Genomic DNA, 11,683 nt, shown 5'->3' with positions numbered 1-11,683 from the left:
AAGGCATTATAACCGTGAATAGGAAGCTCTCAAAATTAATTTATATTTTAATGAATATAAATTATGCAAATAAATCTCCACCTTACATAACAATTATTTAACAATACCCTGAGTTTCTTCCTTTTCATTAAAAAATTTGACAAAAAAAGTTTTGCTTAACTTTGGATTTTTTTTATTTATTCTGGTGAATTCCGCTTGGAAACCGCATTTTTTATAAAATTCAGGGGCCTGAAAAGCACTGGTAACCAAATTAATATTATTAAACCCTTGGCCTTTAAAATGATTCTCAAGAGCCACTAATAACTGCCTGCCATATCCTTGATGACGATAAGCACTGTCTATCCATATATCATCCACGTAAATTTCCGCAAAGGCAGTATACGCGTGCAAAACACCAAAAATGATGTCATCCTCATTAGAAATGGTGATGGCAAAACGTTGGTAATTAACATCGATGCCATGGCTTGTTTCATAGGCAACCAAATCTTTCATCATTCTTTTTTCAGTTGCTGCAGCAATTTTATCAATTAATTGAATCTTGCAGTCATTTAATTTACATAAAACATTTTGCTCTTGATGCGCATTGGTATTAAAGCAAAAAATAATCCGTTTAGGTTGAGATGGATCGTAATCAACGTGTTTAAGTTCTTCATAATAAGAACCACCAGTGAAGTTGGAAATCGTTTTACGCCAAAAAGATAAAGCGCGCTGATTCTCAGGAAGAACAGAAATTTCCCATGCCCCCTGGTGCATTTGCCAAATTTGCGCTGCGGCCAAGCTGCCAATTCCTTTGCCTTGAAATTTTGCAAGGATAAAGAACTCACTCATATTCCATGTGGTTTCCGGGTAAAATCCCTGTTGATTTAATAAGATAAAGCCTGCCAATTCATCAGCCGCTCTCACAAGGAAAGCCTTCCTGGTCGGCTCTGTCAAATATGCTTTAAAGTCGAAACTTTCATAAAGGCCATCATCAGAGCATGCCCATCCGCATTCACGGGAAAGGTCATAGATATAAAATCCAGCCATATTTTGTATGGTTAAATAATCTTTTATTTCTGCTGGCTGAATCTGCAACCTGTTTTGTATTTTTTTTATACTCATATTGCGCTATTCGCAAGAGCTTAGCCCTTAACAGGCTAAATGGACTATTCTTCTTTTTTTTCCTGAGGGGTAAAATGCAATTTTTGCCAACGTTGAGACCGGCTGGTTCGGTCTTTTACTGAACCGGCTAGTTGTCCGCAAGCTGCATCAATATCATCTCCCCTAGTTTTGCGAGTGGTGGTATTAATCCCTCTGGCGAGCAGTTGGTCTCTAAATGCATTGATGGTTGTTTGCGACGAGCGTTCATACTGGGTCATCGGAAAGGGATTGAATGGGATAAGATTGACTTTAGCCGGCACATTATGCAAAAGCTTAATCAATTGAGCAGCATGTTCAGGCTGATCATTCACCCCTTTTAGCATCACATATTCAAAAGTAATCTTACGCTTGGATTCGTTTTTGAAATAACGTTTGCAAAGATCCATTAGCTGCGCTAAGGGATATTTTTTATTAATAGGTACCAGCTCATTGCGCAATGCATCGTTTGGAGCATGCAAAGAAACGGCTAAAGCTACGGGGCTTTGTTCCCGTAAGCGCTCCATTTCTGGCAACACGCCCGAGGTGCTTAGGGTGACCCGACGTTTCGACAAGCCGTAGGCAAAATCATCCATCATGATATCCATTGCCGCCACCACATTATCAAAATTAAGCAGCGGTTCTCCCATCCCCATCATGACCACATTCGTAACACGCTTGTCATGAGCGCCATGTTGCCTGGATAATTCCCGCACGGCGAGCCACACTTGGCCAATGATTTCAGCCACCGATAAATTGCGGTTAAAACCTTGTTTGGCTGTTGAGCAAAAGCTGCAATTCAATGCGCAACCAACCTGGGATGACACGCAGAGTGTTCCGCGTTTGGTTTCCGGAATAAATACTGTTTCAATGCAATTGCCGCAATCCAGTTTTAATAACCATTTATGCGTACCATCGCTGGATTGCTGGCAACTTGTAATTTCAGGTAAACGAATTTCAGCCACATCGTTAAGCTTCTGCCGCAATGCCTTACTGATGTTGCTCATTTGCGAAAAATCATGACAACCTACCTGATGAATCCATTGCAACAATTGCTGGGCGCGATAAGGCTTCTCGCCGATGTCGGTTAAGAATTGACGCATCATTGGATAGTTAAAATTGAGGAGGTTTATTTTCCCGCTCATCGTTACCTCTGAAATCAACGGATTAAGCTCTTCTATTTATTTCGCCAGGTGCAAAGAAAAATGCGATTTCTTGAGCAGCAGTTTCCGAACTGTCGGAACCGTGTACTGCATTTGCATCAATACTATCGGCAAAATCAGCACGGATGGTACCAGGAGCCGCTTCTTTAGGATTGGTTGCTCCCATAATTTCCCGATTTTTAGCAATGGCGTTTTCGCCTTCCAATACTTGAATCATGACTGGGCCAGAAATCATAAAAGAAACCAGATCATTAAAAAAAGGTCGGTCTTTATGGACTGCATAGAATCCTTCGGCTTGTTCGCGGGATAAATGCGTCATTTTAGCAGCAACAATATTCAAGCCAGCTTGCTCAAAACGGCTATATATTTGGCCAATTACAGATTTTGCAACTGCATCTGGTTTAATAATAGACAAAGTTAATTCAGTTGTCATGGCGAACTCCAGTCATAATTTTAAAAAGCCGGCATTATACACGAATTTCAACCAGAAGGGACGAAAATTAAGGGATATATTAAGCTTGGGCATCAGTTGTAATTAAACATACTTCATTTTAATTACAAAATTGCAAATTCCAACCCTTAAGGCTGAAGTCATGGGTTGCCGGCAAGCCTGTCACTAAATCACTTATACATTGAGTGGCTCAATTTTAAAGGCAGGCGTTACAGCATGTTAAAACGAGTTATTCTGCTCGCCGATGCTGCCATCAAAATCCAGCGCAGCTAAATTTTCAGCCTGCTTCGCCGTATCCTGATAATAGTCCGGTAATAATTTTATGAGTTCAGTGGCACGCAAAATGAGTTCATAAAATTGCTTGCGGTAATTACGCAACGACAAAGTCATTTCTTGTGTTTGCTCGAGATAAGTAGCCAAAATATTGTCAATCTCAAGTCGGTGTGCGGCAAATTCTTTCAACAATTCGCCAGATTCATGACGCAACTCTTTATGCAGAGAAACCTGCAGAACTTCTTCCATCTTAGTCCAAAAAAAAGATTTTTCAGAAAAGAGATCGGTTTCATCGCCATGGATAATGCCCAAGCGGATAGCTCGCTGCACAGTCTGTTCGGCCTTAATAATGTCATGCTTTTTTAAAACTTCATTTATTTTTGCAGTTACTGTCTGCAAAGATTTTTTCAACTGCCGCGATAAATGAATTAATTTTGCCTGGCTCTCGGCTATGAGTTTTTGCTGTGCTAACTCCTGCTCATTAAATTCATCGTTTAACTTGGCCAAGGTGGTGCGCTCGTTTTCTATATCTTCCCGGATGGTGGCGCCCGGTGCCTCGGGTGCCTTATCATTTTGACCAGATAATAAATAATCAATAAATAATTTTTGTGCATAAACCTGATAGTCATGGCCCTGCTGCAAAATGATTCCGTTAAAAACATTTTTCAATGGCACACGCAAAAGCTGATAGTAAATACTGCGGGGGTTCTTAATCGTGGTGATCAGTTCCTCTTGTTGCAAATGAATTTGGAAGCGCTCAAGGATGCGTTCTGCTGTTAAAATTCCGTAGGTGGACAACCACTGCGATAAATCAAGTTCTTTTGTTTCTTCATTCATAATTCGTGCATAACAGGTATAATGCGTCTCTCTGAAGTATATACCTACCGCTTGCTAAAATGCGAGCCTGGGTAAAGATAGTTCAACAAAGAGTAGTGCAATGATGATTGAAACCAACATGAATGATTTGACCGCCCTTTCCCGGTTTTTACGAGTAGAAACTCCTGGTGAATGGCTTGAACATGCGCAAACTAATCTTCCTTTGCTGCTGATTGATCATGCGCATTGTGAAAGGAAAGCAGCCGCCACTGCAATAAATTTTATCAGCAAGTATCCGGAAAAACAGGAGTTGGTCAATGTAATGTCTCCCCTTGCCCGCGAAGAATTACTGCATTTTGAAAAAGTACTCTTGTTACTGCACGAGCGAAATCTTGGATTTGGACCTTTGCATCCGTCTTCTTATGCACAATGCTTGCACAAAGAAGTCACCACGCGCTGCAACCAAGAACGCTTGAGCGAGCAACTTATCATCGGTGCAATTATTGAAGCACGCTCTTGCGAACGTTTTAAGGCGTTGCTTTCAGTCTTAAATGATCCGGTTTTAGTTAAGTTTTACAGTACCTTAGTAAAATCCGAAGCGCGGCACTTCCGGGACTATCTAAATCTTGCCTACCTTTATGGAAGTGATGTTGACGAAAAAATAAACCGGTTTTTGGATATTGAAAATGAATTGATTTGCGGCAACGATTCAGTATTCCGCTTCCATAGCGGAATACCGATATAAAGGAAGCGATGTACTTAAGGCCTTAATGAAGGATTGGTGACGAATTCTAAACCAAACTGTTCTTCGGCTCGCTGATTTAACCCGGCATGCAAGTCATCGCGTAAAGCTTCAAACGTATCACGGTCTAATTGTCTATGTGGCGGGTCTTGATGCACAAAAGTACCAGTATTGGTGCGCGTGTAGCCATGAGTCTGTAACCAGGCCACTACGAGGGCTGCATATTGTCTTTCCGCATATTGCTGAAGTTGGGGATTTTCGAAAATCGGCTTGCCATTTTCGCCAACGATACTGCCAAGCTCTAACTCATCATTATCATTCATGGTTACGCAATGCTGGATTCTGGGAAGAGTGATGTTTAATTCCTTCATAATCTGGGCGCGTTTTTCCGGATCTTCTTCCGCAAAACTATTGGCATTTTTCATGTCTTTGGAATAACGGAATTGTCCAATTAAACCTTGTATTTGATCAAGCCCTTGGTTTAGCAAGCTATTTACAGGGTTTGATTTCCTTGCTGCCTCGGCAAGTTTCATACATAAAAATAGAATATCCAACCATTGGGAGAGTGGATTATCAAAACCACGCTGGCTGGAACGAATAAATTCTTCGGCTATTTTATCCACTTCCGCCCATTTTTCATCCGCTGCAGCATTGGCTTCTTCACGATCCCCTGCTTTGGTAGCGATTTCTTCCTGGCGCTCCTTATTTCTAAGCTCTGCAAGTTCTGCTTTCGCTTTTCTAATAAGTTCATTCTCCAATTCTTTCTTTAAGATATCATTGGCTGGCATGCTGCGTCTCCGGAAATCGTTTAAAAAATAGGCCATTTGCGTTATCATAGCACATGAGCATGGGATTGTCATCCCAGTCGCTTAATACATACTGCTTGTAGTATGCTCCTTGGTGTTTATGAATGGTCAAACCAGAGTTATGGATGTGTCCATGAATTAGCGTTTGTACATTGAAAGCCTGCATTTCATTCAGCATAGCTGCCGACACAATAGCCAGTTTTTCCGGCAATTTGTTGCGATTGTATTCACTGCGATGGCGAATGCTGTGAACCAGTTTTTTGCGTAAACCTAAAGGGATTTTCAAAAATAAAACCGGGAAAAAACGGTTACGCGTTAACCAGCGCAACCATTGATGGCCGCGATCCTTCGTACAATATCGATCGCCGTGCACTAATAAAACCCGCATACCCCCCAAGGTTATTACAGTAGGCTCTGTAAGCATTTTCACATTGGCTGCCTTGGCGAAACGTGGGCCAAGCAAAAAATCGCGGTTACCGTGCATAAAATACACCGCAACCCCTTGCGAAGTTAAATATTTTAGCTGGTTAATGATGGAAGAACTCCAGGCGTCGATTGCATCATCCCCAGCCCACACGTGAAAAAAATCGCCAAGAATATAAACTGCACGAGTATTATGCGTAGCCCAGGCAATAAAGCAGGCAAAGCGGTTTGAGATGTTTTTATCCCCCGGATGAAGATGCAAATCAGATATAAACACGGCTTCCATTGGCTTTTTAGGAACTTTATCTGCGGAAGAAAGCCATACAGCTACCGTATCCGACCCTTGATGTGCTGAAGTCATAACGGCTCTATTTGTATATGATCATCCTGAAGAAAAATTTGACAAGGACCTGAGAGGTTTCCAATTGCATCGCTTAATCGATAAAATCCGGCAATGGATACCAGCTCGGCTTCCAGTGTTTGACAAAAGATACGGGCTTGTTTATTCCCATCAATCCCGGCCAGAGCACGCCCGCGCAAGGGCCCGTAAACATGAATGTTCCCATCAGCCAGCAATTCTGCCCCATGACTCACCGCAGCCGTAACAATCAGGTCACCTTTACTAACTATCTGCTGCCCTGAGCGTACGGGAGACGTCAATAACCTGGTTTTAGGCGCCTCAATCGGGATGGCGGGAGCACCCATTACTTTTTCCAGTACAGGTTTATCATGATCAGAGGAAGCCTTTAACACCGCCATATTTTGGCATTGCGCCAGCATTTCCAAGCGTGGATTTCCCCCCTGGATTGCCACAGGGATTAGCCCCAGGTCGCGCACGCACTGGTATAATGCTTGAAAATCAAGCTGGTCTGCGTGAATTGCTGAGCAATCTAATACTACAGGACTTTGGTGAAACAAACGTGGTGCTTTATGAATCGTTTCTATCAATTGTTTTGCAAACAGTTCAATATTTGTATCAAGAACTGATAAAACAGTCAATGTATAAAGCCTGCCTTTCAGTTTAAATGCTTGTGATTTCAACACATTATCGGTCATACCGTAATATCCATCCCTCTCATTTTTGTTTATACTAGCACGCAGGAGTCAATAACAGAAGGTTAGTAACGTGGAGAAGTTGTGGCTGCAGCATTATCAGCAAGGCGTACCTCATGAAATTAATATGAATCAATATTCTTCGATTGTGGAATTATTTGAAGAGTCTTGCAGCAAATACAAAGAACAAATCTCTTATACTAACATGGGATCTGGAATTAGTTATGAGGAGCTGGATAGATTAAGCTTGCAGTTTGCAACTTATCTGCAGCAATTGCGTTTAAAAAGGGGCACGCGTATTGCTTTGATGATGCCCAATTTACTGCAATATCCTATTGCATTGTTTGGCGCGCTGCGCGCTGGGATGGTTGTTGTGAATACCAACCCATTATACACGAGCGACGAAGTCATCCACCAAATGAATGACGCCGGTGTGGAACTCATTGTTGTCCTAGCCAATTTTGCTCACACCGTTGAAAAGGCTCTACCTCATATTCCCACCTTAAAATACGTAGTGATCACGCAAATCGGGGATATTTTCCCTTTTCTTAAACGCATTCTTGTGAATAACGTCGTAAGACACGTTAAAAAAATGGTTCCGGCTTACCGGATCCCCAATTCTGTAGAATTCAGAACAGCACTGCGTCAAGGCGCTCAAAGCCAGTTTAAGCCTGTAAGCATTACCTTGGATGATATCGCTTTTTTACAATACACTGGCGGCACTACCGGTATAGCCAAAGGAGCCATGTTAAGTCATGGCAATATGATTGCAAATGTTTTGCAAGCTTCCGCCTGGATTTCCGCATCAGCCATTGGCAAAAACGAAATCATCGTCACCGCCCTGCCGCTGTATCATATTTTTTCATTAACTGCTAATTGCCTTACATTTTTGAGACTGGGGGCAAAAAATATTTTGATTACTAATCCCCGCGATTTGTCGCGGTTTATTGATGAAATCAAGCATACAGGATTCACTGCGATTACCGGGGTGAACACTTTATTCAATGGACTGCTAAACCATCCAAAATCCGATGAAATTGATTTTTCACACCTTAAACTTGCACTGGCTGGCGGCATGGCTCTACAAAAAAGTGTTTCTCTAAAATGGCGGGAAAAAACCAAATCACGTATTTTAGAAGCTTATGGTCTTACCGAAACCAGTCCTGCTGTCACCATTAATCCCATGTATTTGGATGAATATAATGGCAGCATTGGTTTGCCGCTTCCCTCAACATCCATTTCCATCCGCAATGATGAAGGAAATGAACTACCATTAGGTGAAAAAGGAGAGTTATGCGTCAAAGGCCCACAAGTCATGTCCGGTTATTGGCAACGTCCCGATGAAACTTCTTTGGTTTTCTGGCCAGATGGCTATTTACGCACTGGAGACATTGCAACAGTTGATGAAAAGGGATTTGTTTATCTTGTGGATCGCAAAAAAGATATGATTCTTGTGTCTGGCTTCAACGTTTATCCTAATGAAGTAGAGCAAGTTATTAGCATGCAGCCAGGCGTACTCGAGGTCGGCGTTATCGGGGTCCAGGAGGAAGATGCAAGCGAAAAAGTTAAAGCATGCATTGTCAAGCGCGATCCCAATTTAACCGCGGATGAAGTCATTTCTCATTGCCGGCAGCATTTGACAGCGTATAAAATTCCAAAAGTCGTTGAATTTTATAATGAATTACCAAAATCAAATGTAGGAAAAATTTTAAGACGTGCCTTGAGGTGACGCTACTATTTTATCTCTTTTCCATACGAGCCGGAAAGAAGCTAAAAGTTTCCTTTTCCGGCCAAACATAACTGTTTCATAATACGTGCAGTAGCCCCCCAGATAAAATGCTCACTGCTTGCAGTATATTGGCAACAAGTAAGGCGCTGCCCAAATCGCGCAATTTCAATCTCCTGATAATTTTTAGGATTCAAAACATCTTGTATGGGTAGGAAAATCACTTCGGAAACCTCATTTTCGTTGATGAGGTAGGGCTCCAAAGCGGAAATTGAGCCTAGCCAAGGATGTATGGCCGTTCCCGAGAGTGTTCGCTCTAAAGGTAACTCCTTGAGCAATCGGACTCGAGAAGCAGCTATCCCTAACTCTTCTTGCAATTCCCGCAAAGCAGTAATCCAAAGATTTTGATCCTGAGGTTCCCAAAGGCCGCCTGGAAAACAAATTTCTCCAGGATGCATGCGTAAATTGGCACTGCGTTTCGTTAAAACAAGCGAAGCGGCTGCTTCATCCTGCAATACAATCACTGATGCGATTCTTAACATGTTCAATTGTAAATAGTTTAGGCAATACATAGGTAGATTAGCTTATTTTGCTTTAAAGCGGGTAACTCGGTTAGGTTGCTCAAAATTGATGTGTGGTATTAAATACATCTTGAGAGATCAAAGAGGAGTGTGCAACCATTGCTATATTGATCATAGATTTCTGATTCAATATCGTCGCCAGAAGCTCTATCAATACTTGGCAGCCATATTATCCCCAAAATTGCATGCTCTTGATTACACAATGTATCTTAATGCTTATTAAATAGTTGCCTCAAAATTATCCAGAGCATGATCGCGCTGGACCTGCCAATGACAATCGTGAAGGAATTGCTAGCAATAAGTTTTTATGCGTCATCTGCATAAAAGACCTTCAATGTCATTATTTGCAAGAGCTTTCCCAAGCATCATAAATATTTTCTGCCTGTTCTTTTAACTCATCTTGATTAATATTACGTTTCATACACCTTCTTTGCTTCAGTTACTTATTCTAGGGTAATATCAATAAAAACTGGTACGTAAAATTAAGCGTTTACAAATATCATGATTACTCTCCCTATACATTCAGCAGTAAGCAACTTAAGATTATTTGTATTCAGAACAAACCCTAAAGAATATTCAAAAAAGCTTAGGGGCATTGCCCAGTTAAATACCGGATACTATCGCTTTAATTTTTGTGTAGCATTCTTCATATTCATCCTCCCAGGTTGAATCCATTACAATACCACCGCCCGCTACAAGATAAAGTTGTTCTTCTTTAGCAGTAACGGTACGAATTGCTATATTGCTATCAAAGCGGCCGTGGGCGGAAAAATAACCGATGCTGCCACAATATATTCCGCGCGCAAAGGGTTCATGCTCATGGATAATGCGCATCGCTTCTTTTTTGGGCGCACCGGTAATGGAACCGCCGGGAAAACAAGACATGAATGCTTCTATTGTGCTTACATCCTGGCGGCACTGTGCTTCGATATGGCTGACCAAGTGATGGACGGAATTATAACTCTGTAATTCGCATAATGCATTTACGTTCACAGTACCCGGTACTGAAATCTTACCCAAATCATTGCGCATCAAATCAACAATCATCACATTTTCAGCTTTATTTTTTTCGCAAACAGCCAGAGCTTTTTTTAACCGGGTATCTTCGCTGGCATCGGGAGAGCGCCTTGCTGAACCTTTGATGGGCGAAGTTAATAAGCTTTCTTTGTCCATTAAAAGAAAACGTTCAGGCGAAAAACTTAAAACATCCATCTGATGTAAACGTAAAAAAGCAGAAAAAGGGACAGGATTGCATCGGCTGATGCGTTTATACATCTCCCAGGGATCGCCGTTAAAATGCGCTATAAAAGGCTGAGTATAATTAACCTGGTAAGCTCTTCCCTTCCGCAAATCTTCATGAATCGCACAAAATGCCTTTTGATATGCGTCTCGGCTAATTAAAGGCTTGAATTCCTTAACCAGGGTAAATGAATTTACAAGGGTTTGCTGACCATACCAGCAGTGCTCTATTTCTTTGATTAATGAGGCTGTTTCAGCACGTTGATTTGCCGCTACCAAGTAAGTTTTTTGTTGATGATGGTCAGTAATAATTGCCCAATCATATAAACCGAATTCCATCAATGGAGTATTTATCAGCAATGCATGGGGCGACGCATTTATTCCATATAATTCTGCACCAAAATCATATGAAACATACCCAATAGCCCCTCCCTGAAAAGGCAAATCGCTATTAGATTCAACTACAGGCAATAAAGATTGAAGGCAGGAAAAAGTTTCTTTGCTATCCCGTCCATGGCGCGGCATCGAAAATATCTCATAAGGATATGCTGCTAAAATATCATAACGCCCTGATTTCCTATCGCTGCTTTCCAGCAAAACGAAACCAGGCAGATGCGCCAGGGACTGATAATGCTCAATTAAAGTTTTTGTGCATTTTAAGGAAGAGACGCTAAGATAACCCAAATTTTATCCTTCAATCCATGTCAGGCTTAACAAGAAAATTAACTACTCAACTCACACCAGCCTGAAGAATAAATTTATTTAAAAAAGGAAGGCTTACTGCAATTCTTCTTCCTTATTGGCCAGCTTCAAATTTTTGCAATGCTTCATTAATGTCAGCTTCCAAGGCGCCTTCGTCTCCATTTACAAGATAAAAGGGCGTGCTATTAGTTACTCCAATCGTGTTCTTAACGTCTTTAGAATTAGGAGCAAAAAATTTAACCTGAAGCTTTGCTAAATGAGCTTCCAACTTGCTGAAATTTTCAAAAGTCGCATCCTTTGGATCAACCATTGCAATAATTGCGGTTTTAGGATTTATCTTTTTCCAAAAAATTGGAACATACCTTCCTGTTTTAAGCATATTTTTCCCTTAGTAAAGCAAACAAAAATTGGTTTATTTTAAAACAATCGGCACCATCAGTCAACAGCAGCATCAGAAGGCTGTTAATATATTCCACTAAAATTTTAAAAAAATACATATTTTTTTAAAATTAAAAAATAGAATTTATGCCTTATTATGCCCTGTAAAATAAATAATTTTTCTATTTCACATTAAATACTCTTCTATAAATAA

Annotated in this window: 12 protein-coding genes; 2 read left to right on the top strand and 10 right to left on the bottom strand. The window is 41.0% G+C overall.

Annotated features, from left to right (window positions below):
• Positions 1–93: 93 nt before the first annotated feature.
• The 4 genes from NKV53_RS00565 to NKV53_RS00550 form a co-directional block, all read right to left on the bottom strand.
• The gene (locus NKV53_RS00565) at positions 94–1,101 is read right to left on the bottom strand and encodes a GNAT family N-acetyltransferase (protein ID WP_126954545.1); all 1,008 of its coding nucleotides are present in this window, start codon (positions 1,099–1,101) and stop codon (positions 94–96) included.
• A 44-nt stretch (positions 1,102–1,145) separates the two neighbouring features.
• A complete protein-coding gene (gene rlmN / locus NKV53_RS00560) occupies positions 1,146–2,261 on the bottom strand; it encodes a 23S rRNA (adenine(2503)-C(2))-methyltransferase RlmN (RefSeq protein ID WP_127033354.1) in 1,116 nt (371 codons plus the stop codon).
• Positions 2,262–2,283: 22 nt separating this feature from the next.
• Positions 2,284–2,712 carry a nucleoside-diphosphate kinase gene (gene ndk, locus NKV53_RS00555; RefSeq protein ID WP_126954547.1) on the bottom strand — a complete coding sequence of 143 codons (429 nt, stop codon included), beginning with the start codon at positions 2,710–2,712 and terminating at the stop codon, positions 2,284–2,286.
• 237 nt (positions 2,713–2,949) lie between these two features.
• Positions 2,950–3,840: a hypothetical protein gene (locus NKV53_RS00550; RefSeq protein WP_126954548.1), complete on the bottom strand. Its 891-nt coding sequence runs from the start codon at positions 3,838–3,840 to the stop codon at positions 2,950–2,952.
• Between the two features lie 103 nt (positions 3,841–3,943).
• On the opposite strand from NKV53_RS00550, the gene NKV53_RS00545 reads away from it, so the two are divergent.
• Positions 3,944–4,564 carry a tRNA-(ms[2]io[6]A)-hydroxylase gene (locus NKV53_RS00545; RefSeq protein ID WP_126954571.1) on the top strand — a complete coding sequence of 207 codons (621 nt, stop codon included), beginning with the start codon at positions 3,944–3,946 and terminating at the stop codon, positions 4,562–4,564.
• Positions 4,565–4,578: 14 nt separating this feature from the next.
• On the opposite strand, the gene NKV53_RS00540 is transcribed toward NKV53_RS00545, so the two are convergent.
• The 3 genes from NKV53_RS00540 to minC are packed head-to-tail and all read right to left on the bottom strand — an operon-like array spanning position 4,579 to position 6,846.
• Entirely contained in the window at positions 4,579–5,349 is a 771-nt protein-coding gene (locus tag NKV53_RS00540) for a hypothetical protein (RefSeq protein ID WP_126954549.1), read from the bottom strand.
• On the bottom strand, positions 5,336–6,151 hold the full coding sequence (locus NKV53_RS00535; protein WP_233581884.1) for a UDP-2,3-diacylglucosamine diphosphatase: 816 nt from the start codon (positions 6,149–6,151) through the stop codon (positions 5,336–5,338). The genes NKV53_RS00540 and NKV53_RS00535 overlap by 14 nt, the downstream gene beginning before the upstream one ends.
• Positions 6,148–6,846, bottom strand: coding sequence for a septum site-determining protein MinC (gene minC, locus NKV53_RS00530; RefSeq protein ID WP_126954550.1), 699 nt, complete (start codon positions 6,844–6,846; stop codon positions 6,148–6,150). Before minC ends, NKV53_RS00535 begins: the two co-directional genes overlap by 4 nt.
• Before the next feature lie 124 nt (positions 6,847–6,970).
• Here minC and NKV53_RS00525 point away from each other — a divergent pair, with 124 nt between their 5' ends.
• Positions 6,971–8,572 (top strand): AMP-binding protein, encoded by a 1,602-nt coding sequence (locus NKV53_RS00525; RefSeq protein WP_253350805.1) that lies wholly within the window; start codon positions 6,971–6,973, stop codon positions 8,570–8,572.
• A gap of 41 nt (positions 8,573–8,613) precedes the next feature.
• Here NKV53_RS00525 and NKV53_RS00520 read toward each other — a convergent pair whose 3' ends face one another.
• The 3 genes from NKV53_RS00520 to NKV53_RS00510 form a co-directional block, all read right to left on the bottom strand.
• Positions 8,614–9,111, bottom strand: a complete 498-nt coding sequence (locus NKV53_RS00520; protein WP_127033348.1) for a CoA pyrophosphatase — start codon at positions 9,109–9,111, stop codon at positions 8,614–8,616.
• 642 nt (positions 9,112–9,753) lie between these two features.
• Positions 9,754–11,073: an aminodeoxychorismate synthase component I gene (pabB, locus tag NKV53_RS00515; protein WP_253350526.1), complete on the bottom strand. Its 1,320-nt coding sequence runs from the start codon at positions 11,071–11,073 to the stop codon at positions 9,754–9,756.
• 112 nt (positions 11,074–11,185) lie between these two features.
• The gene (locus tag NKV53_RS00510; protein WP_126954554.1) at positions 11,186–11,470 is read right to left on the bottom strand and encodes a hypothetical protein; all 285 of its coding nucleotides are present in this window, start codon (positions 11,468–11,470) and stop codon (positions 11,186–11,188) included.
• Positions 11,471–11,683 lie beyond the last annotated feature (213 nt).

The sequence above is a fragment of the Legionella sp. 27cVA30 genome, assembly GCF_024160945.1.
Lineage (GTDB): Bacteria > Pseudomonadota > Gammaproteobacteria > Legionellales > Legionellaceae > Legionella_A > Legionella_A septentrionalis.
This window is presented reverse-complemented; position numbering and strand designations above follow the sequence as displayed.